We start from the raw sequence: 24,206 nt of genomic DNA on the forward strand, positions 1-24,206 counted from the left end.
CGCGTGTCGACGCGGCCTGTCGAGGGCGTCAGCCCCGTGGCCGCGAAGGCACCGGGCGAACATTTCATCAATGGCATCGGGGGCTTGCGCGCGCTCGCGGTGCTGTCGGTGGTGCTGTTCCACATCAACGCCGCGTGGCTGCCGGGCGGCTTCGTCGGCGTCGACGTGTTCTTCGTGATCTCGGGCTTCGTCGTCGCCCATTCGGTGTGGCACGTCCGCGGCAAGAGCCTCAGCCAATATTTCCTGTGGTTCTACCGCCGGCGTTTCCTGCGCATCCTGCCGGCGATCTTCCTCTATGTGCTGGTGGTCGCCGCGATCGGTATCGTGCTGCTGCCGATCACCGAGGCGACCTATTATATCGAGACTACCGGCATCTCGGCCATGCTGGGTATGAGCAATTTCACTCTGCTGTGGAAGGCTGGCGACTATTTCGCCGCGTCGAGCGAATACAACACCTTCACGCACACCTGGTCGCTGGCGGTGGAGGAGCAATATTATCTGCTTTTCCCGTTCTTTTCCTACCTGCTCATCGTGCGCGAGTGGCAGACGCCGGCGGTGCGGCGCTGGGGGCTGCGCGCGGCGTGGCTGGCGTGCCTGCTGTCGCTCGCCTGCGCCGCCTATGCGACCGAACATTGGCGCGCGTTCGCTTTCTACATGCTGCCGACGCGGCTGTGGGAACTCGGCATCGGCTTCCTGCTGCGCGTGCAGGGCGAGGGGCTCGCGCGGCGGTTTCCGGCGGCGCGCGGCGCGGCGATCGCGGTGCTGTCCGCGCTCGCGCTCGGGCTGCTCACGCTGAGCTTCGTGGTGACGCCGGCCGATCGCTTTCCCTTCCCCGGCGCGCTGCTGCCGTGCCTCGCGACGGCGGTGTTGATCGGGATCGTGTGGTTGCGGCCGGGCGGTTGGGTCGATCGGTTGCTGCAAGTCCGCGTGCTGCACTTCTTCGGCACGATCAGCTATTCGCTGTACCTGTGGCATTGGGGCGTCGTCGTGTTGATGCGCTGGACGATCGGGCTCGACACGCTGCCGCTGCAACTGCTCGCGCTCGCGCTGATGCTCGCGCTGTCGGCGGCGAGCTATTACACGTTCGAGAAGCCGCTGCGCTACAGCCCACGCCTGCTCGCGCTGGAGACGCCGGGCTTCTTCGCAGCCTATGCGGTGGCAGGCGTGGCGATCGCGGTCGCCTGTCTTGCACTGCTGCACGAGAAACCGCGCATCGGGCTCGCCGCTTCGAACGATCCGGTGGTGTGGAGCCCCTACTTTACGCCTGACGATGCACCCGGCACCTGCGCAGTGGCGGAGAGCAATACCCCCGTCGGCGCGGGCATTCGTATCGACTTCATGCCCAAATGCGCGGAAGCACCCGCCGCGTCGCGGCTGTTCGTGATCGGCGATTCGCACGCCGGCGCGTACCAGCGCATGACCCATCGGATCGCGGCGGGCGAGCGCACCGAGGCGCGGCTCTACTGGATGGGCAGTTGTCATCTGCTGCCGCTCGATGACGACGACGAACCGGCAAGCTGCCCCGCTTTCCGCGAAGCTGCGCTCTCGCAGGTGCTCGCCGATGCAAGGCCGGGCGACGTGCTGTTCCTGCCCGGCCTCACCGTGCCGCTATACCGTAACCTGTGGGACGCGCGCATCGCCGCCAATGCGGGCTTGCGCAATCCGGCCACGGTGGAGCGGCCCGAGCAGTTCGCGGCGGCCGAGGCGACGCTCGCCCGCATCCGCGCGCACGGGCTGAAGGTGATCCTCGAAGCGCCCAAGCCGACGCTGCCCGCCGCGCTGTTCCGCTGCGCCGACTGGTACAACCGCGATAGCGGCTATTGCCGCGCCGGCACCGACGTCAGCCGCGCCGACATGGAGGCGCGCCGTGCCGCGCCGCTCGCCGCTTTGCGCAAGGTCGCGGCGGCTGAACCCGGCGTGACGATCTGGGATCCCACGCCGCTGTTGTGCGGGCCTGCGCGCTGCACCGGCTACCGCGACGGCAAGCCGCTCTATTTCGACGCGCACCATCTCAGCGGTTACGCGAACGATCTGCTCTACCCCGATTTCCGCGCCACGTTCGATCGCGTGCGCGCCATGCCGACCCAAGGAGAACTTCACCGCAATGGCTAATCTGATCGTCACCGGCGGCGCCGGCTTCATCGGCGCGAACTTCGTGCACCATTGGCGCAAGGTCAGCCCCGACGACAGCATCGTCGTGCTCGATGCGCTCACCTATGCGGGCAACCGCGCCAATCTCGACGGGCTCGATCAGGTCGAATTGGTCGAGGGCGATATCTGCGACACCGAACTGGTCGGCAAACTGCTCGCCGAGCGCGAGATCGACACGATCGTCCACTTCGCCGCCGAAAGCCATGTCGACCGCTCGATCACGGGGCCGGATGCGTTCGTCACCACCAACGTGGTCGGCACGCACAGCCTGCTCAAGGCCGCCAAGACCGCGTGGCTCGACAAGGGCAGCGGCCGCCCGCACCGCTTCCACCACGTCTCGACCGACGAGGTGTACGGCTCGCTCGGCCCCGACGACGCGGCGTTCAGCGAGGCGACGGCGTACGCGCCCAACTCCCCCTATTCGGCGTCCAAGGCCGGCTCGGACCATCTCGTGCGCGCCTACCACCACACCTATGGGCTGGAGACGACCACCTCGAACTGTTCGAACAATTACGGGCCGTTCCAGTTTCCCGAAAAGCTGATCCCGCTGTTCACGCTCAACGCACTGTCGGGCAGGAACCTGCCGATCTACGGCGACGGCATGAACGTGCGCGACTGGCTGCATGTCGAGGATCATTGCTACGGCATCGAGCTGATCCTGCGCAAAGGCCGCGTCGGCGAGGTGTATAACGTCGGCGGCGGGCAGGAACTGCCCAATGTCGCGGTGATCGAGGAGATCTGCCGGGGTGTCGACGCGGCGTTCGCGGCGAACCCAGATCTGGCGAAGCGCTTCCCCAATGCCCCCGCTGCCAACGGCGGATCGAGCCTCGAGCTCAAGACCTATGTCACCGATCGCAAGGGGCATGACCGCCGCTACGCGATCGACGAGACCAAGATCCGCGGCGAACTCGGCTACGAACCCAAGCGCGACTTCCCGCAAGGCTTCGCCGAGACGCTCGCCTGGTATCTCGCGCGCGAGGACTGGTGGCGGCCGCTGCTCGACCGCGCCAAGCTGTGAGCGCCACGGCCCCGGACGCACCGGCGATCCTGTGCGTCCACCCCAATCGCGAACTCTACGGTTCGGACCGCACCTTCCTCCAGTCGGTGCGCGCCTTGCGCGAGCGCTGGCCGGCGGCGCGGATCACGGTGGTGTTGCCGGGGCCGGGGCCGCTCTCCGAACATATGGGCCGAATCGTCGAGGATATCCGCTATGAGGATATCTTCGTGCTGCGGCGGAGCGAGTTCGGTCCGCAATTCCTGCTGCGGCTGCCGGCGCTGTTCAAGGCGGTGCGGCGCGCGCGCCGCGCAATCGTCGCGCACGATCTCACCTATATCAACACGGTGGTGGTGCTCGATTACCTGCTGGCGAGCCGGTTGCAGCGCAAGCGCGTCTTCACCCACGTCCACGAACTGCCGACGGGCGTGACGCGCGTCGCGTTTTCGGCGCTGCTGTGGATGGCCCGAGGTGTGCTCGTTTATATCTCCGAGGCGACGCGGCGCGGCTATCGCTGGCTGGGCGCCAAGCCGGCGGTGATCGTGTGGAACGGCACCCGCGCGATGCCGGCGGTGCTCAAGGCGATCGGCGGCCGGCCGCTGCATCTGCTGCTGATCGGGCGCTTCAATGCATGGAAGGGGCAGCCCGTCCTGCTCGACGCGCTGGCGTTGCTGACGACTGACGAACGCGCGCGGCTGGCCGTCCGGCTGGTCGGCAGCGTATATGAGGGGCAGGAGCATTTTGCCGAGGCAATCGCCGAGCGGATCGACCGGCTCAAGCTGCACGAGTGCGTGACGGTGATGCCCTTCACCCCCGATCCGACCGAACACTACCGCTGGGCCGATGTGGTCGCGGTGCCCTCGATCGAGCCCGAGCCGTTCGGCCTCGTCGCGATCGAGGCGATGGCGGCCGGCTGCGCGGTGATCGCGGCGGGGCATGGCGGGCTCGCCGAGATCGTGGTCGACGGCGTGACCGGCAGTCAGGTGACGCCGGGCGATGCACCCGCGCTTGCTGCGGCGATCCGGGGCTATCTCGCCGATCCGCGCCGCGCGGTTGTGCAGGGGCAGGCGGGCGAGGCGCGCTTCGCCGAATGTTTCGACGAGCGCATCTACATGCGCAAGATCGCCGACGTCGCCGCGACGATGCTGGCTGGCCGTGCACCTGCGCCACTTGCAAAGGAAACGAACTGAGATGGCCGCGGAGAAGCGCCTGATCGTCCTCACCAACGATCTGCCGTTCCCGCCCAACCACGGGCACAAGGTCGATCAATATCACCGCTGGCGTGCCTTCGCGGCGGCAGGCTGGCGGCTGCGGCTGATCTACTGGCACTCGCCCAAGGACCCGCCGGTCTCCGCCGCCGATCAGGGCGCTTTGCGCGACACGTTCGAGACGATCGACCGTCTGGAAATCCCGCACAGCCCGCGCGCGCTCGCGGTGCGGATGCTGCGGCTGGGGCGCTACCCGAGCCACGTCGCCTCGCGCATCCCCGATGCCGCGACGCTGGCGCGGCTCACCGCCGACGCGCAGGCGTTCGGGCCGGCCGCGATCATCATCGACAACATCTATGGCGGCGTGCTCGGCGAGGCGCTCGCGACCGCGTGCGGCGTGCCGGCGATCGTGCGCGGCCACAATATCGAGCATCGCTACTTCGCGCAGCAGGCAGCGGCGACCACCGATCTGCGTTCCAAGGTGGCGTGGAACATCGCGCGGTTCGGCCTCGAACGCTATGAGGAGGGCCTGATCCGCCGCGCGGCATGGACCTTCGACATCTCCGCCGATGATGTCGCCTTCTGGCGGACGCGCGGTGTCGAGCGGATCTCGTGGGCGCCGACCGTGTTCCCCGAGGCGGGCGCGGTGACGTTGCTGTCCCCGGCGGAGAAGCGCTGGGACATCGCCTACATCGGCAATCTGCGCCTGCCCAACAATCTGCGCGGGATAGCGTGGTTCATCGACGAGGTGATGCCGCTGCTGCGCGCCGCTCGCCCGGGCCTTCGCGCGGTGTTCGCCGGTGCGAACCCGAGCGAGGAAGCGCGCGCGATGTTCGCGCACGCGCCCGATATCGAGCTGGTGCCCAATGCGCCGACCGCCGATGAAATTCTCGCCAACGGGCGCGTGCTGATCAATCCGATCCTGTCGGGCAGCGGCGTCAACGTGAAGTCGATCGATATGCTGCGGTACGATGCGCCGATCGTCACCACCAGCATCGGCGCGCAGGGTTTCGGGCCCGAGATTGCCGGGCAGTTCGCGGTGCAGGACGATGCCGCCGGGTTCGCCGACGCGGTGATCGCCGCGCTCGCCGATCTGCGCCCACCGGCGGGTCGCGCCGAGGTGCGGCGGCTGTTCGGCGACGTCGGCATCGCCAGCCAGATCGCGCTGGTGGCGCAGGTCGCGGGCGTGGCGCTGGACTGAGCGGTTCCGCCGTCCCTATCGCCGGTTCAGAACACGCCGTTCGTCCCGAGTAGCTGCCGAGTAGCCGCTTACGGCGTATCGAGGTAGCGTAACGAAGGACGCGACGCGCTTGGATACGGGCTCTCGATACGGCGCTATGCGCCTACTCGGCACGAACGGGTAGGGATGGTGCTAGCGCGACCACTCCGCGATCAGCGCTTCGTATTTCGACAGGATCATTTCCCAGGTGAACTCCTCCTGCCAGCGCGCCACCGCCGCCGCGCGCAACTCCGTGCGCAGCGCGGGCGAGTCCGTCAGCCGGTCGAGATGCTCCGAAATCTGGTCCTCGCTGGCGAAATACAGCCCGGACGCACCCGCCACCCAGCGGTTGAAGCGGTTGTCGTGCGCGATGATCGCGTTGCCAGCGCCAAGCGCCTCGACCAAAGACGGGTTGGTGCCGCCGACCTGATGGCCGTGCAGATAGGCGATGCTGTGCGCCCGCAAGGCGTCGACCGTACGCCGCTCGTAGATCGCGCCCGGCATGATGACCTCAGGCCCAGCCGCTTCCAGCACGGCGGCATGATACGCATTATCGGGATCGTATTTGCCGAGCAGCATCAGCTTCACGCCGCGGGGTTTGCGCGAGAAGGCGCGCACGATCTCCAGCACCGAGTTCTCGGGCTCCGGCCGCGCGATCAGTGTGAAATAGCGGTCCGGCTCGACGCCGAGCGGCGCGAGCGGCGCGGTCGGCACGTTCACCAGCCGGTCGCCGCCATAGGGGATCACCACCGTCTTTGAACGCGGCGCGCGCGTGGCGAGATGGTCGGCGATTGCGGGGTGATCGGCGATCAGCACGTTGCCCGACCACGCCGCCAGCCGCTCGTTCACCCACAGGAAGGCGCGTGGGCCGACCGAATATTTGGCGCGCTTCCACTCGAGCCCGTCCATGTTGACGAGGTTGATGCGCCCGCGCGCGCGCAGATAGCTGGACAGGAAACCGGTGTTGTAACCGAGCGTCAGGATCGTGCCGGGCACCTTGAGGCTGTCCTGCGCCGAGGCGACGTCGAACTCGATCGTGCCGGCCGCGCCCTTGGCTTTGACCGGGATATGGATACGGCGGATGCCCTCCCACTCGTCTTCCTCGCGCTTGCCCGTCGCCGAGCCCTGACAATAGACGGTGACGGTCCAGCCGTGATCGCGCATCCAGGGGGCAAGCCGCTCGGCGAAGGTTTCGAACCCGCCATGCGCCGCGGGGATGCCGCGAATGCCGAGGATGATGAGCGAACGCGTCATGCCCGGACCTTGCCAGCGGGACGGGGGCGTAACAAGCGCCGCGCGCCAAGGCTCGCCGAGGTGTGCGGCAGGCGACGCCAGCCGAAATCCGGGCACGAAGACGTGTTCAAGACGATCATTCTCCGGGGCAGAAAGTCGGCGCGGATCCGCGTGGCGGGTGCGCTCTGGTTGGTTCCGAATCGGATGCTTCGCACCTGGCACGGATGCATCTTCTCGGCGGCTGACCTATATGGCGGCAGCCGTGTGCGTCAAACCGGTAAGTTATGGCGCTGCTCCATCGCGGGGCGTTTTTTGCGGCAATGCGGAATAGACTGGCCCGGTCGGCGATTCGACCCTAAGAACAGGTGTCGGCTGTGGAGGTGTATTTGGTGTTGGGACGCTCGACCCTCGGGGCGGCACGACGGCGGTTGGGCCGGGTCCGTTCGGAGATCATCAGCGCCCTGTCGCCGGTCGGCGCGGTCGATACCGATCTCGCGCGTGGTCATCCGCTGCGGCTCAGCATAGGCGCGCTCAAGGCGTATAATGCGGCGCGCTCGGCGGAAGCCGGGAAGTCGATCCGCGACGGCAACCGCGTGCTCAACTTCCACATCGCGCTCGATCACGTCGCCAAGCTGCCCGCCGGCGACTACGCCGAACTCGGCACCTATCGCGGCCTCACCGCATCGATCCTGTGGCCGCGTCGCGCGCCGGGCACGACGCTCTATTGCTTCGACACATTCGCCGGCTTCGACGAACGCGATCTTGCCGATGCGCGGTTGTCGCAGCCGATGGAGACGAAGGCGTTCCGCGACACCAGCCTCGACATCGTACGCCAACAGATTTCCGGCGGCAGCGACGAGGGGCTGGCATTTCGGGTCGGCTTTTTCCCGGACACGTTCGCGGGGCTCGAGGACAAGCGGTTCCGGTTGGTCCATATCGACATGGATCTCGCCGATCCGATCACCGCCGCGCTCGAGACGTTCTGGCCGCGCATGGTGGAGGGCGGCGTCATCCTCGTTCATGATTACCGTTCGGAACGCTATCCGATGGCGGCGGAAGCGGTCGATGCGTTCTTCGCCGCGCGCGGGCTGTTCGCCTGGCCGCTCAACGATCGGCTCGGCACCGCGATGATTATGCGGCAGCGCGGCATGTCTGATTGACGCTGGAATTTTCGTCAAGGAACAGATGCATCGTTGGTGGCGGCAGGTCGACACCGTGCAGGCGAAATGCTGGTGTGCCGCGTACCAATAGTGGCGCGCGGACGCGCTACGATTCCACTTCGGTTACTGCGCCGGTGTTGTGAACGCCTGTGCGAGACGTTGCCTGAAGCGGCGATCTTCGTCTCGGTGCCGGCTGGCAAAGGGGTGCAGCATATTGCCTGTGCGGACGGCCTGTGCCAAATGTTGCACAGCACAAGCCGCGCCGCAGAGCCGTGTGAAGGGAACTTAAGTGGGTATCCGATCAGCGATTTTGGTGTGCGTCCTGACATTGCTGTCGGCGTGCGGGGGGCACAGCAATGTGATCTCCACCGGCGACCGTTACATCGCCGATCGCTCGGTCATCACCGATTACCGGCTCGGCATCGGCGACAAGGTGCGGCTGACGGTGTTCCGTGAGCCTGATATGTCGGGCGAGTTTCAGGTCGGCCCCAACGGCACGGTCGCGCTGCCGTTGATCGGCGAGACGCCGGCGGTGGGCCGCCGGGTCGAGGAAGTCGCGGCGGACGCGCAGGCGCGCTATGGCGCAGGGTATCTGCGCACCCCGCAGGTTAATATGGAGGTCATCAACTTCCGGCCGTTCTTCATCCTCGGCGAAGTCACCGCGCCGGGCCAGTTTCCGTACTCGGTCGGGCTGACCGCGTTCAACGCGATCGCCACCGCGCAAGGATTTACCCCGCGTGCCGACCGGTACACGGTGCACATCCGTCGTGAGGGCTCGACGGTGGAGGAGACCTACCAGCTCACGCCCGATCTGCGGATCTATCCGGGCGATACGGTCCGGGTCGGGGAGCGGTTCTTCTGATCGTATCGGGGTCGCTCCCACGTTCGGTTCGGCAGGTGATTGATGCGTTTGGGCTAGGGCTCGGGCGGTGGTGTATTGGGGGAAGCGGGGTCATGGGGTTGCGGTGCGCTCCCGAAGCAAGCGGCTACCGCGCACGCCATCTTGTGCAGTGCAGCGCGGATGCGCGGAACTGAGATGAGGGATCGGGCATCCTCGCTGGGGCGGGCGGCACGGCTGCTGATCTGCGCCTCGTGTCCGGCGCTGGCGATCACGTCGGCGCGCGCTCAGGTCGGCGAATCCTTGCTGCTGCCGCCGGTGATCCCGCCCGGCTTCGATCGCGGCCGTAACCAGAGCGTGCTCGAACTGCCGCGCAAGGCGTTCGACCCCGCCGGCATTCGCGTGCGATCCTTCACGCTGCTGCCGTCGATTGAGTCGGGCGTCGGCGCGACCAGCAACACCTATTACACCTCCGACGCGATCGGTTCGGCGTTCCTGACGACGACGCCGACCGCGCAGTTGATCTCGCGCTGGAACAGGCACCAGTTGATGCTGTCGGGCACCGGCACGTTCCGCGAATATCTCGGCCAGTCGCGCCGTAACGAGACGACCTGGGAAACCGACGCGCGTGGTCGCGTCGATCTCGGCCGCTTCTCCTCCGTCACGTTCGAGGAGATTTCCTCGCAGTTGCTCGAAAACCAGTTCTCGGGCGAGGTGACGCCGACCGTCGCCGCACTGTCGCGCTATCGCCGCGATTTCTTCAGCGCGCGCGCGGTCAATCAGGTCGGCCGCACGCGCGCCACGCTGGCGGCTGACTATGCGATGTTCCGCTTCCAGGATCTGCCGCTGCTGACCGGCGAAGTGCGCGACCAGTCGACCCGCGACCGCAACGTGGCGCGCGTGACCGGGCAGTTCGAATATGCCCGCTCGCCCGAACTCGCCGTCTTCGTGCAGGCGTCCTATGCCAATCAGGCGTTCCGGACCGCGTTCATCACGCCCGGCGTCGCCAACCTCGATTCGAACGGCTATCGCGTGCTCGGCGGCGTCAATTTCGACGATCCGGGCTTTGCGCGCGGCTCGATCGGTGTCGGCTATACGCATCAGACGTTCGAGGCGGCGCGCTACAAGCCGGTCGGCGGCGTGTCGGTGCAGGGGCGGCTGGAGCTGTTCCCGTCGCGGCTGATGACGGTCACGCTCGACGCGCGCCGCACGATCGAGATCACCAGCCTCGCCACGGGCGGTGCCTATTGGGACAACCGGCTGTCGGCGCGCGTCGATCGCGAGATCTGGCGCAGCATCATCGTCAACGTGTCGGGCGCGTACATCCGCCAGACCTATGTCAGCACGGGTTCGGGCGCGAACGCGTACCAACTCGGGCTCGGTGCCCAATATCTTTCGTCGCGCAAGGTGGTCGTCAACGCATCGGTCGACTACGGCAATCGTGGGGCGAACCGGAGTACGCTGGGCAGCGGATTCGATGAGCTGCGCAGTGAGATTGGCTTGACCTTCAGACTATAATCCCTTCTCCGGGACAGACCGCCTCTAGCAGGGTAAGTAGGACGCTTATGGAAGTCAGACAGGAAGCCGGTGAGTCCGAGGCGCAGCTCGCGGATATCATCTCGATGGTCCGCGACACCGTAACGCGTCGCTGGCTGGTGCTGCTCGTCGTCTTCCTCGGCGTCGCGGCGCTCGGCATCCTGGCGGTGCAGTTCCTGCCGGTGTCCTATTCCTCGATCGCCAAGGTGCGGATCGATCCCTCGCTCAACCCGCTCGCCACCAAGACGGCGGACGGCAAGTCGGAACTCACACCCGAAGCGATCGACACCGAGGTGGCGACCGTCCAGTCGCTCACGCTCGCACGTTCGGTCGTGCGGCAGTTCCATCTTCAGAACGACCCCGATTATGCGAAGGCGCTGAAGAACGGCGGCCCGGGCCTGGCGACTGCGGCGGATCGCGAGACCTTCATCGCCAACGAGGTGCTGAAGAAGCTCAGCGTCAGCCGCGAGAAGCTGACCTACATCCTCGACATCGCCTTCACCTCGCCCGATCCGATCAAGTCCGCGCGCATCGCCAACGCCTTCGCCAAGGGTTATATCGACGCCAAGGTCGGTAACAAGGCGGGCACGGCCGAGCGGCAGGCGCAGTGGTTCGAACGGCGGCTGAAGGAACTCGCCGACGACGCGCGCGCGGCCGACGCTCAGGTTGCGGATTTCCGCGCCAAGGCCGGCATCGTCGAGAGCGACGGTGGTAACACGACCGGCAGCACGATCACCGATCAGCAGATCACCCCGCTCGCCGGTTCGCTTGCGACCGCGCAGGCGGATGCGGCGGCGGCGCAGTCGGATCTCGGCGCGGCGCGCGCGCAGATCTCGCGCGGTGCACGCGATTCGGTCGGTGGCGTGCTCAGTTCGTCGGTGGTGCAGGATCTGCGCCGCCAGCGCACCGAGGTGATCCGCAACCTTGCCGAGATCACCACCCGCTACGGCGAGAAGCACCCCGAGACGATCCGCGTTCGCGATCAGCTCGCCGGCATCGACGCGCAGATCGGCGGCGAGGAGCGCCGTATCATGTCGTCGCTGGCGGCGACCGCCGCGTCGACCCAGGCGCGTGTCGCCAGCCTGCGCCAGTCGATGAACGAGCTTGAGGACAAGCGCGCGGGCGACACCCGCAACGCGGTGATCGCCGACGGTCTGGAGCGCGAGGCGACCGCCAAGCGCGCGCTGTACGATCGCATGTCGCAGATGGCGCTCGACAGCATGCAGGCCGCGCGCGTCTCGATCGCGCAGGCCGAACAGGTCGAGGTCGCGCAGCCGCCGTCGAAGCCGACCAGCCCGAACAAGCCGCTGTTCTACCTTGTCGCGCTCGCGCTGGGCCTGATCGCGGGTGGTGCGGTGATCGCGGTGCAGGAGCTGATGTCGGGCGGTCTGCGCTCGTCGGAAGATGCCGAGCGGACGCTCGGCCTGACGATGCTCGCGGCGATCCCCAAGGTCGCCAAGGGCGTCAACCCGGCCGACCTGCTCATCACCGAGCCGACCTCGTTCTTCTCCGAATCGCTGCGCATCGTGCGCGCCGCGGTGCTGGGGCAGCGCGGTCAGGTGACGCCCAAGGTGATCGCGCTCACCTCGGCGCTGCCGAGCGAGGGCAAGAGCACGACCGCGCTTGCGTTCGCCCGCACGCTCGCGATCGCCAACGCCAAGACGCTGCTGATCGAATGCGACGTGCGCCGCGCGGTCATGCAGCGCATGGTCAAGGGGGCGCCGCCGCGCGCCGGTCTGGTCGAGGTGCTGCACGGCGACGTGGGCGTGGATCAGGCGATCGTCCCGGGCGACGTGCCGGGGCTCGACCATCTGCTCGTCGTGTCGCGCTACTTCAGCTCGGAGGATCTGTTCGGCGGCGGCGTGATGGAGAACCTGCTCAACGAACTGCGTGGCCGATACGAGCATATCGTGCTCGATCTGCCGCCGTTGATGGGTCTCGCCGACGGTCGCTTCCTCGCGGTGCTGGCGGATGCGACGATCATGGTCGTCAAGTGGGACGACACGCCGGCGGCGGCGGCATCGTCGGCGATCGGCTGGCTGCGCACCGATGGCGCCAATCCGGTCGGCATGGTCTATTCGATGGTCGGGCAGGGCGCCGAGGGTGCCGGCGGCCTCTATTACTACTCGCGCAAATACGCCGAATATTACCGCAGCGCCTGATCCGGGCGCGGCCGGCGTGCGCCGCGCAGAGCATCGCCCGGCCGTGATCGGCGACCTGCTGCGCTACGCGTTGGCGCTGGCCGGACCGATCGGGTCGGCAGGGGCGCAGTTCCTGCTGTCGCTGGTGCTGTTGCGGCACCTCGATCCGGCGGCGTTCGGGCGGTTCTCGTTCCTGCTGATCGTGGCGCAGCTTGCCGCCGGCATCTGGTCGGCGCTGTTCTGCGCGCCTTTGCCGCTGGTGTTGAGCGCACCGCGCGCGGCCGGCGCGCCGGACCCGGCGCGGATCATGGGTGCTGCCAGCCTGGCCGGGGCGCTGCTTGCGATCGTGCCGTTGATGCTGCTCGCGCGTGGTGTCGGCGAGGGCTGGGCGGCGGCGGCCGCTTTTGCCGCTTTCGCCGCGCTGTCGTTGCTGCGGTGGTTCGCACGCGCGCTTGCCTATGCGCGCGGTCGGCAGGCGAGGGTGAGCGGATCCGACATGCTCTACAGCGGCGTGTTGCTGGTCGGAACGGCGGTGCTGCTCGCCGCCGACGTGCGCGATACCGGCGCGGCTTATGCAGTGTTCCTCCTCGCGACGCTCGCCGCAATGTGCGCGTTCGGCGTACGCTTCGTCGTGGAGCTGGTCGCGCCGTTCGGTCGCACGCACCTCACCGCCTATCGCGCGATCTGGCGCGCGCATGGCCGCTGGTCGCTGCTCGGGGTGGTGACATCGGAGGCGACCGGCAACGCCCATGCCTATCTCGTCACCGCCTTCCTCGGCGCGGACGCGTTCGCGCCGCTGGCGGCGGCGGCGATCCTGATCCGGCCGATCACCGTTGTCGCCAATGCGCTGACCGAGTTCGAACGCTCCCGCATCGCGCGCGCGATCGGCGCGGAGGATCTCGCGCAGGCGGCCCAAGCGGTGCGGCTGTTCCGCGCGATCCTGCTGCTGAGCTGGCTCGGCACGGCCGTGGCGAGCGCGCTGCTGCTGTGGCTCGATCCCCGACTGATCTTCCCCACCGATTATGCGCGGCACACGCTCGCGGTCGGTGCGGCCCTGTGGATGGCGACGGCGCTGTTGCGGGTGCTGCGCATGCCCGAGGGCACGTTGCTCCAGGCTGGCGGGGCGTTCCTGCCGCTCGCGCTGACCAGCCTGTGGTCAGCGGGGTTCTCCATCCTGACGGTGGCGGTGCTGCTGGCGGTTGCGCCGCCCCTGTGGTCGATCCTCGGCATCGCGCTCGGCGAGGGGGTGTGCGCGGTGCTGATCTTCCGTGCGGCGCGGCTCTGGTATGCGCGCACGGCGGCGCTATCTTCCCGCCCATGAAGATCGCGATCGGCATCAAGGCGCTCAACGAGGAAGCCAAGATCGAGGCGGCGCTGCGCAGCGCGCTCGCCGCCGTGGCACCTTACGGCGGGCGCGTCCTGCTCGCCGACAGCGGTTCGAGCGACCGCACCGTCGAGATCGCGCGGACGCTGCCGGTCGACATCGTCCAGCTCGCCAACCATGCCGAGCGATCGTGCGGGGCGGGCGCGCAACTCGCCTACCAGCATCTCGACGCCGAGTATTTCTGCCTGATCGACGGGGACATGGCGCTGGTGCCCGGCTTCATCGAAGCCAGTCTCGCCTACCTTGATGCGAACCCCCGCGTCGCGGGCGTCGGCGGGCAGGTGATCGAGCGCAACCTCGAGGCAGAGGAGTTCCAGATCCGCGCCGCCGCGATGGCGCGCGAGGCGCATCGCCGCGCCGGGCCGGTCGATCGGCTCGATGGCGGTGGTGTGTACCGCATGGCGGCGATTCGCGAGGTCGGCTATTTCTCCGATCGTAACCTGCATTCGTTCGAGGAGTTCGACCTCGCCGCGCGGCTCACCACGCGTGGCTGGGGGCTGGTGCGGATCGACGTGCCCGCGGTCGAGCATCGCGGCCATACGGGCGGTGGCTACCGGCTGCTGGTGTACCGGCTCACGTCGGGGCAGATGGGTGGTGCGGGCGAGGTGCTGCGCGCGAGCATCGGCCGCGCGCATTTCGCCACCGTGGTGCGGCGGCTCGGGCATTTGCGCAAGGCGGTGGTGATAGCAATATGGTGGCTCGCGCTTGCACTCGCGCTGTGGCGTGCGCCGCTCGTCGCGGCGGCGCTGGTGATCGTGCCGGTCGCGTATCTCGGCTGGCGGCGCGGCTCGCTGTCGCTCGGGCTCTATTCGTTCACGATGTGGAACGCGCTCGCGCTCGGGTTGATCGGCGGGCTGTTCCGGCGGCGGGTGCCGCCGACGCGCCCACTCGCCTCGGTGACGTTCAGCCGCGAAGCGTGAGGTCGATCGCCGCGCGCAACGTGGCGACGCATTCGGGCCAGCAATAGTCGCGGCGCACGCGCGCGCCCATGTCGGCGCCGCGCCGGCGGATTTCGGCGGCGTTCTGCCCCGCGATCCATGTCGCCGCCTGCGCGACGGCATCGTTCGGATCGACCAACGGGCCGCCATACGCTGCCGTCATCACGCGCACGCCGGCCATGTCGATCGCGATCGGCATCGTGCCCGACGCCATCGCTTCGAGCACGGTAAGCGGAAAGCTGTCGAGCCGCGAAAGATGTACCAGCAGATCCGCCTCGCGCAGCGCGTCGAGCAGCGCGGGGCCATCGAGCCAGTCCGACAACGCGATCCGTGCGGTGAGGCCGTTCGCCTCGATCCGCGCGTACAGTTCGCGCATCAGCGCATCGTCACCCCGCCCGACGATACGTGCGGCAAACGGCGTGCCGGCGCGGGCGAGCGCCGCGCACAGATCGACCATCGCGAGGCTGCCCTTGCCTTCGGAAAGCCGGCCGGCGTGGATCAACTGGAGCGCGCCGCCCGCGTCGTCCGGCGTGGAGCGCGGCAGGAAGCTCTCGCGCGGCAGGAAGGTGCGGATCGTCGTGCGTGGCACGCCGTCGGGCAGCGCGATCTCGGCGTCCTGGCCTTCGAACAGCAAGGCGATCCGGTCGGCGCCGCGCAGCAGCATGCGGCAGGCGCGGCGCAGCAGCGCGTGGCGTTGCAGCCGGCTGTTCGCGCCGAGATGCAGCGTGACGAGGACGGGGATGCCGAGCGCCCTGGCGGCATAGAGATACAGCAGGTCGGGCAGGTTGCTGACGTTGAGCCACACCACGTCGATCGCGGCGGCGCTATGCGCGCGGCGGAAGGCGCTGAGGCCGCGCAGCAGGCGGGGCAGGCGGCCGGCGCGCATATAGGCGGTGTCGGTCGGCACCCATAATGCGTCGCTGCCCGGCCAGTGCGCGCGCACCGCCTCCAGCGCACGCTCGCAGAAGGATTCGACCCCGCCCGGCTCCCGCGTGGAGCCGCCGAGGATGCACAGCCGCACGGTCCCCCCGGTGGTGCGCGTCACGAAGGGCGCGGACCCCGCGAGGAATAGCGGCGCGCCGGGCGGCTGGTGCGCTCGTCCGAATGCGGGCGCGGGGCGCGCTCGACCGGCGGCGGCGCGTGCGGGCGGTTCGGGCGCGGCGTGGGGGCAGGCGGCGCATCGGCATTCACAAGCAGGGCGATCGCAAGCATCAGGAACACCTGTCCGATCGTGTCGCGATCGAACAGCGAGCTTTCGGTGCCGTTGTGGCCGATGCAGAAGATGACGGTTGAAGCGATCAGCGCGCAGGCGGCGAAGCGCAGCCCCGGCCGCCCGAGCAGCCGACCGAGCGGCCACAGCAACGTGGCGGCGAGCACGAGGATGAGCCCGGGCAGGCCGATCGTCACCATCAGGTCCAGAAAGCCGTTATGCCCCTGCGACACCACGCTCAGCCAGCCCTGCTGCGCGTCGCGGATCGGGCTGGTGGCGTTGATGTTCCAGAACGAGCCGTAGCCCGCGCCCAGCATCGGATTGCTGAAATAATAGCGCACCATCGGCACCCAGATCGAGGTGCGGCCGGTCAGGTTGCTGGTATCGCTGATATAGCCGAGCACCGCATCACTCTGCACGCCGTAGTGGAACAGCGCAGTCAGCGCGACGACGCCGGCGACGGCGAGCCCGATCCGAGCGTGGCGCGACAGCCGCAACGCGGGCGCATAGCGGCGGTTGAACAGCGCCGCACCGAAGCCGAGGACCAGCGCGACGACGATGATGCCGATCGACGTCTTCGAGTTCGACAGGATCAGGAAGATGCCCGCCCCGACGATCGGCACCGCCATCGCCCAGACCGGCAGCTTGCGCCGGTCGAAGGCGAACAGGATGATCGTCAGCGCGCAGATCAGCCCGGCGATGTTCTTGTGCGCCATCATGCCGCGCCAGTCGCCGGCGAGACCGTCATCCTCGGCCAATTGATGGATGCCGATCGTCGGGAACAGGATCGACGTGGCGAAATTGGCGACGAGCACGATCACCAGCGCGATCCGCACCATCAGCAAGGTGCGTTCATAGCCCAACTGGCGCACCAGCGCGAAGATCGACCACAAGACGAGCGTGGTGAGGATCAGCCGGCGCACGCCGACGCCGGGGTCGATCGCCCAGACGAGGCTCAGCCAGCACCAGCCGAGCGCGACCACGAGCGGCCACGGCACCACCAGCATCCGTTCGGGGTGACGCAGCGGCCGCATCGCCACCACCGCGAGCGCGAACACCAGCAGATAGCCCGCCTGCCGGGCGACGTTGCCGGCGCCTTCGGCATTGTCGCCGAGGATCGTCATCGCCGGGCCGAGCAGCGTCAGCGCGAGCAGGCCCGCCATCGCCGCCATCGCCACGGGCAGGCGGACCGGCTGCGAAAGATCGTTGATGCTGCGCGCTCTTACCGCCACCGCTGAAACTCCGGCCCCGCATGGCGGCGCGATTGAACCACGGCCTTGTCCTTACGGGCTTTGCTGCGCTTGCTCAAGGCGATGGCGCGCGAATTTGCCACTTAGCGGCGCAGCAGACGGCGCAGCTCGCGCTTCGGGCGCAGCAGCAGCGCCTCGGCCGAGACGGTGAGCCGCTTGACGTCGATCAAGGTCGCCGGTCCGGCCGCCGACAGCGTGTGCAGCCCGGCGTGGAACGGCGCGGCGGCCTGCGGAGCGACGAAGCGCGTGCCCGCATGCGCGGCGAAGCGTTCGGGGTCGAGCGTGTCCATGTCGAGCAACGTGATCGCCCCGCCATAGGTGCGCGAACAGTCCTGCACCGGCAGCAGGATGCGGCCGTCCACCACGATCGGCGTGCCGCCCGGTCGCGCGGCGGCGCGGTCGACACGTACCGGATTGGCAGGGTGCGGCGTCCACGCACCCGCCAGCCGATCGGCGAAGGCGATGTGGAGCGCGCTCATCCCGTCCTGCCCATGCGCCGCCGAGGTGTAGAACAGCCACCAGCGACCGTCGTGCCACAGCGGCGTCGCGTCGATCGGCGCGGAATCGACGGTGATGGTGATCGCCGGCTCCCACCGCTCGGGAAAGTCGCGCGCGCGGTAGAGCGTCAGCCGACCCGACTGGTTGGCCTCCGGCATCAGCCACGTCTCGCCCTCGCCGTCGAACACGATCGGATAGGACAGATGCCACGGCTCGCGCAGCACCGGGCGGCGCGCGACGAAGCGATACTGTGCGTCGAACACCAGTACCTCGATCCGGCCGACCGGATCGCGATAGTCGAACGCCTCGACGAAGACGTAGAGCAGCCCGTCGCGCCAATAGCCGAACGGATCGGCGTAGAACTGGAGCTTCTCGAGGCCTGGCGCCCAGTGCAGCGGCACGCCTTCCAACGTACCGCGCGCCACGATCTCGGCGAGCGGCAGCGGCACGATCAGCGGGTGCCAGATATCTTTCGCCAGCCGCATGGTGCCTGCTTACCGGGCCGTGACGGGTGCGGCCACGCCATCCATCGCGCGGGCGAGCGCCACGCGTGCCCCGTCGGTGCTCAGATGGTTCTGATCGCGAAACAGCAGGGCCGTGCCGATACGGGTGCCGCACCGCGCCCCGGTGCAGAACGGCGGGAGCATGTCGAGGTAGCGCACGCCGCGCCCGGCGGCGATGCTGCGCAGGAGGCGGTTCGCTTCGGGGATTTCGCGACGTTCGGCGAGGTTGCCGTCGCACTGTTCGTAATGCTGGCCGCGCCACGCCTGCCGCGCCATGCATTTCGATACCGAGGACGCGAACTCGGGGCTGGGGCCGATCAGCGTCACGGTCTTGCCGGCGCGTTGCAGTCGCGCGATCGTGCGATCGACCGAGGTCATGAAGGCGCGGCGGCTGGTCGCACTGTCCAGAGCCTCGCTGCCGCTCAGCTTCAGGAAGCCGTTGGTCGCGCCGCCCACGCCCGGCCCGAGGAATTTGCCCCAGCGGCCCGAGATATACACCTGCCGCAGACCGGGCGCGGCGAGGATGTCGGCGAGCATGCGGTCGTTGAAGGTCGCGCACGCCGGATTGGGGTCGCCCACTTGATCGAATTGCACCGCGCCCGCGAACGGCGCGCAGCCGGTCTTGGTCACGGCGCGCAAGGTTGCTCCTTGCGTACCAAGCCGTGCGGCGAGCGCGTCCTTGAGCTGCATTGCGTGCGAGTCGCCCCACAGCACGGCAGTCGGTTCGGGTGTGGCAGGCGCGAAGCATACGTTATCGAGTTGCGCTGGCTTTGCCGCATCGACCAGCGCGCAGCCCGGCATCTTGACGTGCGGGAAGGAGCGGCCGTCGAGATCGTACTGCACCGCCAGCGCCGGCAGACGTTCCGGCAGACCTTGCATCAGCAGCAACACCCCCGCCACCGCAGCGAAGAGCGCGATCGTCGCGACCCCGGCACCGACGACGCGGACCTGCGCCGCGCGACTGCGGTCGCGCGCATGGCGGAACGGCTGCTCGACATAGCGCCACGACAGTCCCGCCAGCAGCACCGACACGGCAACCGCCGCCACCGCTTCCGGCATGGTGAGCGCGTGGCCGAGCCACAGTTGCGACAGCGACAGGATCGGCCAGTGCCACAGGTACAGCGAATAGGAGATTAGCCCGATCGCGACCAGCGGCCGCCATGCCAGCAGCCGCGCGGCCGCCCCGTCCGCCGGACCCGAATAGAGCAACAGCGCGGTGCCGACGCAGGGGATCAGCGCCCGGAAGCCGGGAAACAGCATCGTCTCGTAGAAGAACACGACCGCATAGCCGATCATCGCCAGCCCGAGCACGCCCGCCCAGCCGAGCAGGCGCTGGTGGCGCAGTCCCGCCGGCGGCAGCAGTGCGAGAGCCGCGCCGATCAGCAGTTCCCAAGCGCGCGAGGGCAGCACGTAGAAAGCGGTGGTCGGCGATTTCACCGTCAGCCACTGGGACAGCAGCAGCGAGGCGACCAGCGCGGCGAGCACCACCGGCAGCGTGACGCGACGCGGCAGTTTGGCGAGCACCAGCACCACCAGCGGCCAAAGGATGTAGAACTGCTCCTCCACCGCCAGCGACCAGGTGTGGAGCAAGGGGATGTCGATATTGGGATCGCCGAAATAGCTGGTCGTGTCCCAGAACCACATGTTCGACGCGAACAGCACGGCATAGAGCAGCGAGTGGGCGTAGGACGTCAGCTCGGACGGCAGCAGGATGAACAGCGACGCCATCGTCGTCGCCACCAGCACGGCGGCGAGCGCGGGGAAGATGCGGCGGATGCGGCGATCGTAGAAGCCGAGGATCGAAGACGTGCCCGCCGCACTCTGGCGGAACAGGATCGACGAGATCAGATAGCCTGAGATCACGAAGAAGATATCGACGCCGACGAAACCGCCGCGCAGGCCGAGGCCAGCGTGGAAACACACCACCGGCACGATCGCGAGCGCGCGCAAGCCATCGATATCGCGGCGATGGCGCAGATGCGGCGGGTGCGGGCCGGTGTGCGGTGGCTCGACGGTGACGGAGGTCATGGCGGCGGTGGACGGTATGTCGGCGATCACCGCACGCACTCGACCATGCTACGCGCGCTTTCGGCGAGGCGCGCGGCGGCGGCGGCGATGGTACGGCGGCGGTCCGTCCCTTCTGCGAGCGTGTCGCGTGCGGCGGCGACGATCGCCTCCACGTCCTCCGCGCCCGGTATCGCCGGAAATTCGCGCGGGGCGGGATAGTCGAGCAATTCCTGCACGCTGAACGTCTTGTGTGAGTTCGAGCCGAGGAACACGCCCGGCGTACCCCCCAGCGCCGCCATGATCGAGGGGTGCCAGCGCCCGCTCACCAGTGCCCGCGCATTCGCCATCACCGCCGCGCCCGCGAGGATCGGCGTGGAAACGGGCAGGAGCGGCAGCCCGGTCCGCTTCGCCACCACGCTCAGGAAAGCGTCGCCACCGCAGGTCGCGACGAGCAGCAGCGGCAGGCCGAGGCTTTTCAGGCGCTCGGCGAGCAGGGTGTATGCGTCCGCCGCGCCACGCTGGTCGCGCGCGGCGAGCGAACTGCCCGAAATCGCGACATAGGGCTGATCGGTCACGCGCGGGCGTGTCGCGCCGGTGCGGTCGAACGCGGGGATCAGCGCGGACGGATCGTAGCGGTCGGCAGGGTCGTGCGCGAACTGCGGATACCAACTGAACAATGCGTCGGCGTGGAAGGCGGGCTTCAGCGCGGGCAGCAACTCGGCGGCTGTCGCGCGCGAGCGTTCGTCGCGCACCGACACCACCGCGCCCTCCAGAACGCGCGCGGTAGCCGCCACTGTTTCCGCCAGCGCACCGCCGCCCGGCGCGCGCGAGATCATGCCGTTGAGGTAGAACACCGGCTTGCCGCGCGCCTTCGCCAGCGCGCAGATCGCCAGCGTCTGGAGCAAAGTGGGGCGCGCGGGCGACGAGAAGATCATCTCGCCCTCGCCATTGACCACGATTGCATCGCACGCCTCGACCCGCTCGACGATCGCGCGGGCCTTGGGCGAACGGTCGCGCAAGTCCCACAGCAAGGCGGCGTCGGCCTCGCTGTCATGGCTCGGCGAGTGGATCGCGCCGAGCGTGTCGATCGCGCCGAACACCAGCCCGCCCAGCACCGGCGTGCGCGCGACCCTGGGGCGGCGCAGGCGGCGCACCAGCAGCGCGTGCGCGCCGGCGACATGCGGACGCGGCACCGTCAGCGGGCTTTTGAGCAGCGCGCGGGTGATCGTGCCGCTGATCTCGTGGCGGCTGGCGAGCATCCGGCGCAGCGCGAAGCTCGTCGCGCGGCATCCCCAATTCTGTTCGGTGCTGTTGTCGGCGACGAACAGGAGTTTCATGCGAAAGCGTATCCGGCCGGGCGCGCGGCCAAGCTCAGGCGGCTTTCACCGCATTGGGCTTGGGCCGCCACTTGAGCTTGTCGCGCTGGACCTGCTCGACCGGCAGGATCTCCGCCGACTTGTAGCGCAGCGACGCGCTCACCGCGCGCGCATCGCGGGTGAGGCGGCGCAGGCCGTCGGGTTCGAGCGATGCGGCGTGATCGGTGCCCTTCCAGGTACGGTCGAGCGTGAAGTGCCGCTCGATCCACGACGCGCCGAGCGCGACTGCCGCCATATCCGCGGCGATGCCGAGGTGATGCCCCGAAAAGGCGATCGACTTCACGGAGTCCGCGAATTTGTCCTTGAGGCGGGTGATCTCCAGCAGGCAGAGATCGTCGAACGCGACCGGATAGCCCGAGGTGCAGGCGTAGAGCACGACATCCTTGGCGCGGCCGTTCTGCACGAAGAAGTCGACGATCTGCTCCTCCTCGGCCTGCGTGGTCATGCCGAGCGACAGGTGGATCTCGCCGTCGAAGTCGTTCGCCAGCACGCCGAGCATCTCGAAATGCAGGTTGCATGCCGATGGCACCTTGAGCAGCTTGGGCGCAAGCGACGCCATTTCGCGCGCGGAGGTCGTGTCCCACACCGACGTCGAATATTCGATGCCGAGCGACTCGCAATAGGCCTTCAGCTCGCGGTGCTGATCCACGTCGAACTCGAGATATTCGCGGTGCGCGCCGTAGGTATCGCCATAGGAATTGGCGGGATTGGGGTGGGGCGCATTGTACTGCTGTTCGGTCAACAGCTCGCGATTGTTGCGCTTCTGGAACTTGACCACGTCGGCCTTGGCGTAATCGGCCGCGACCTTGATGAGTTCCTTGGCGATCGACATGTCGCCCTTGTGATTGCAGCCCACTTCGGCGATGATCTTGACACTCATGAAATACTCCTGCGATCGACGCCGGTTTGGCGGCGATGCCGCCGGCCCCGGCGCTTGCCGCGAAGCGGAGCACCCGGCCCGAAATGCGATGTCGCCGCAGGGCAGCCGATCATGCGCGGTCGTGACGCATCCGGCCAATTGCCTTTAACATAGCCAAAGTGGAGCAATCAGGCAATTCGAATACGCCGGCGGTAGCGGACCCTTTTGGGACGCATCGCCGCGGGCGAGGCTGCCGGCGCGCTCGCCAGCGTCAACGCCGCAAGCATCGCGAACAGCACCGCGATCGTGGTGGTGCGGACCGGGTAATCGAAGGTCGAATGCGCGAGGATCGCGCCGATGCCGATCGTCGCGGCGCAGCGGATCGCACGGTCGCCCGCATCCTCGCCGAACCATGCGCCCAGCGCCGCCCAGCCGATCCACGCCAGCCCGGCAAGCAGCAGCAGCGCGCCCGGTATGCCATATTCGAGCAGCACTTCGAGATAATCGTCATGTGCGTGATTGATGTAATAGGGGCGCAGATCGTCGAGCGGTTCGATCATTGCATAGACCGGGCGGAACGTCGCCGGCCCGCTGCCGACCGGGAGATAGCGCGGGATCGTCGCCAGCGTCAGCCGCGCGAATTCGATACGGTCGGTATCGACGATGCCCCGCGTCTGCACCCGCTCGGTCAGCTTGGTGCCGAGCGAGCTGTACGCCAGCCCGCCGGCGATCGCGATCAGCGCGAGCAGCACCGCCCCCCACACCAGCAGCGGGCGCACGCCGGTGGCGGCGCGGTCGCGCAAGACGCGGGCGAGCAGGGCGCAACCGAGCAGGACCGGCACCGCCAGCACCAGCCCGGCGCGCGCGCTGGTGGCGACCAGGCCGACGATGGCGAGCGCGAACAGCACCCCCCCGCCGACCGCCAGCAGCCGCTGACCCTCGCCGCGCGCGCGGAACCACGCCAGCGCGCCGACGGCGGCGAGCGGCATCGTGCACAGCATAAGCGTTGCCATATGGTTGCGGTTGGGGAAGAAGCCGAGCGCGCCGTCGATGCTGGAGATATCGTAGAAGTGCAGCACGTGCGTCGCGCCGCCCGGCACCTGCGCGATGCCGACCATGATCGCGAGCAGCGCCAGCGCGAGGAAGCCGTAGAGCAACCCCCAGCGCTGCACCGCGTCGAGCCGCAGCACGGCAAGGAACATCACGATCGGGGCAAGCAGATGCAGCGCGGTGAGCAGTCCCACGCCGTCGCGCAGCCCCAGGCCGTGCCACGGCGGCGCGATGCCGGTGAGCGCGTAGGTCCGCACCGCGACCTCCCGACCCGGCAACCCCGACCAGATCGCCGGCGGCACCGGCACCGCATAGAGCAGCGGCAGCGCGGCGACTGCGACCATCAGCCACAGCCCGATGGCCGCGCCGCCGGAGGGCAGCGCAACGCGGCGGCGCGCGATCAGAAAGACGAGCGCACCGAGCGCGCCGAGCTGGACGACGAGATTGCCGAGCGAGGGTCGCGACGAGCCGCCGAGCAGGACCGCGCCGGCGAGCAGCAGCAGCGCGGCGACGAATTCGGGAGCGAGCAGGCCGAGGCGCCGCGCCCGATCGATCAACTCAGTCATTGGCCACGCGGCGGGCGTCTTGCATGCGGTCACTTCTCACGTTCGGGGTCTTTGTTCAAGGCATCGACCGTGAGCGCAGGTGTTG

18 protein-coding genes are annotated in these 24,206 nt (G+C 68.3%); 10 read left to right on the top strand and 8 right to left on the bottom strand.

All coding sequences use genetic code 11. The annotated features are described in order from the left end of the window. The first annotated feature begins 3 nt into the window (after nt 1-3). The 4 genes from AC3ANX_RS03230 to AC3ANX_RS03245 are packed head-to-tail and all read left to right on the top strand — an operon-like array spanning nt 4 to nt 5,554. On the top strand, nt 4-2,112 hold the full coding sequence (locus AC3ANX_RS03230; protein WP_488335594.1) for an acyltransferase family protein: 2,109 nt from the start codon (nt 4-6) through the stop codon (nt 2,110-2,112). Next, the gene (gene rfbB, locus AC3ANX_RS03235) at nt 2,105-3,169 is read left to right on the top strand and encodes a dTDP-glucose 4,6-dehydratase (RefSeq protein WP_488335595.1); all 1,065 of its coding nucleotides are present in this window, start codon (nt 2,105-2,107) and stop codon (nt 3,167-3,169) included. Before AC3ANX_RS03230 ends, rfbB begins: the two co-directional genes overlap by 8 nt. Next, the gene (locus AC3ANX_RS03240; protein ID WP_488335596.1) at nt 3,166-4,335 is read left to right on the top strand and encodes a glycosyltransferase family 4 protein; all 1,170 of its coding nucleotides are present in this window, start codon (nt 3,166-3,168) and stop codon (nt 4,333-4,335) included. The genes rfbB and AC3ANX_RS03240 overlap by 4 nt, the downstream gene beginning before the upstream one ends. A gap of 1 nt (nt 4,336) precedes the next feature. After that, a complete protein-coding gene (locus AC3ANX_RS03245) occupies nt 4,337-5,554 on the top strand; it encodes a glycosyltransferase (RefSeq protein ID WP_488335597.1) in 1,218 nt (405 codons plus the stop codon). A gap of 171 nt (nt 5,555-5,725) precedes the next feature. On the opposite strand, the gene AC3ANX_RS03250 is transcribed toward AC3ANX_RS03245, so the two are convergent. After that, nucleotides 5,726-6,826: a DUF1972 domain-containing protein gene (locus AC3ANX_RS03250; RefSeq protein WP_488335598.1), complete on the bottom strand. Its 1,101-nt coding sequence runs from the start codon at nt 6,824-6,826 to the stop codon at nt 5,726-5,728. A 371-nt stretch (nt 6,827-7,197) separates the two neighbouring features. Between AC3ANX_RS03250 and AC3ANX_RS03255 the strand changes: the two genes are divergently transcribed. The 6 genes from AC3ANX_RS03255 to AC3ANX_RS03280 all read left to right on the top strand — a co-directional run bounded on the left by AC3ANX_RS03255 (nt 7,198) and on the right by AC3ANX_RS03280 (nt 14,784). Further along, nucleotides 7,198-7,965 (top strand): class I SAM-dependent methyltransferase, encoded by a 768-nt coding sequence (locus AC3ANX_RS03255; protein WP_488335599.1) that lies wholly within the window; start codon nt 7,198-7,200, stop codon nt 7,963-7,965. Between the two features lie 289 nt (nt 7,966-8,254). After that, nucleotides 8,255-8,827: a polysaccharide biosynthesis/export family protein gene (locus tag AC3ANX_RS03260; RefSeq protein ID WP_488335600.1), complete on the top strand. Its 573-nt coding sequence runs from the start codon at nt 8,255-8,257 to the stop codon at nt 8,825-8,827. Nucleotides 8,828-9,001: 174 nt separating this feature from the next. Then, nucleotides 9,002-10,321, top strand: coding sequence for an outer membrane beta-barrel protein (locus AC3ANX_RS03265; protein WP_488335601.1), 1,320 nt, complete (start codon nt 9,002-9,004; stop codon nt 10,319-10,321). Nucleotides 10,322-10,368: 47 nt separating this feature from the next. After that, nucleotides 10,369-12,501 carry a GumC family protein gene (locus AC3ANX_RS03270; protein WP_488335602.1) on the top strand — a complete coding sequence of 711 codons (2,133 nt, stop codon included), beginning with the start codon at nt 10,369-10,371 and terminating at the stop codon, nt 12,499-12,501. A 16-nt stretch (nt 12,502-12,517) separates the two neighbouring features. Beyond that, nucleotides 12,518-13,801: a hypothetical protein gene (locus AC3ANX_RS03275; RefSeq protein WP_488335603.1), complete on the top strand. Its 1,284-nt coding sequence runs from the start codon at nt 12,518-12,520 to the stop codon at nt 13,799-13,801. Further along, nucleotides 13,798-14,784: a glycosyltransferase family 2 protein gene (locus AC3ANX_RS03280; protein ID WP_488335604.1), complete on the top strand. Its 987-nt coding sequence runs from the start codon at nt 13,798-13,800 to the stop codon at nt 14,782-14,784. The genes AC3ANX_RS03275 and AC3ANX_RS03280 overlap by 4 nt, the downstream gene beginning before the upstream one ends. On the opposite strand, the gene AC3ANX_RS03285 is transcribed toward AC3ANX_RS03280, so the two are convergent. The 7 genes from AC3ANX_RS03285 to AC3ANX_RS03315 all read right to left on the bottom strand — a co-directional run bounded on the left by AC3ANX_RS03285 (nt 14,768) and on the right by AC3ANX_RS03315 (nt 24,121). Next, the gene (locus AC3ANX_RS03285; RefSeq protein WP_488335605.1) at nt 14,768-15,847 is read right to left on the bottom strand and encodes a glycosyltransferase family 4 protein; all 1,080 of its coding nucleotides are present in this window, start codon (nt 15,845-15,847) and stop codon (nt 14,768-14,770) included. The two genes, AC3ANX_RS03280 and AC3ANX_RS03285, sit on opposite strands and share 17 nt — an antisense overlap. Continuing rightward, nucleotides 15,844-17,244: an O-antigen ligase family protein gene (locus tag AC3ANX_RS03290; protein WP_488335606.1), complete on the bottom strand. Its 1,401-nt coding sequence runs from the start codon at nt 17,242-17,244 to the stop codon at nt 15,844-15,846. Before AC3ANX_RS03290 ends, AC3ANX_RS03285 begins: the two co-directional genes overlap by 4 nt. 101 nt (nt 17,245-17,345) lie before the next feature. Then, a complete protein-coding gene (locus AC3ANX_RS03295) occupies nt 17,346-18,245 on the bottom strand; it encodes a glucosamine inositolphosphorylceramide transferase family protein (protein WP_488335607.1) in 900 nt (299 codons plus the stop codon). Nucleotides 18,246-18,254: 9 nt separating this feature from the next. Then, nucleotides 18,255-20,330, bottom strand: coding sequence for an acyltransferase family protein (locus AC3ANX_RS03300; protein WP_488335608.1), 2,076 nt, complete (start codon nt 20,328-20,330; stop codon nt 18,255-18,257). Continuing rightward, nucleotides 20,318-21,607 carry a polysaccharide pyruvyl transferase family protein gene (locus tag AC3ANX_RS03305; protein WP_488335609.1) on the bottom strand — a complete coding sequence of 430 codons (1,290 nt, stop codon included), beginning with the start codon at nt 21,605-21,607 and terminating at the stop codon, nt 20,318-20,320. Before AC3ANX_RS03305 ends, AC3ANX_RS03300 begins: the two co-directional genes overlap by 13 nt. A gap of 34 nt (nt 21,608-21,641) precedes the next feature. Next, on the bottom strand, nt 21,642-22,526 hold the full coding sequence (locus AC3ANX_RS03310) for an N-acetylneuraminate synthase family protein (protein WP_488335610.1): 885 nt from the start codon (nt 22,524-22,526) through the stop codon (nt 21,642-21,644). A gap of 167 nt (nt 22,527-22,693) precedes the next feature. Then, a complete protein-coding gene (locus tag AC3ANX_RS03315; RefSeq protein WP_488335611.1) occupies nt 22,694-24,121 on the bottom strand; it encodes an O-antigen ligase family protein in 1,428 nt (475 codons plus the stop codon). Nucleotides 24,122-24,206: the final 85 nt, after the last annotated feature.

The organism is Sphingomonas sp. BRN-1R (assembly GCF_057748035.1).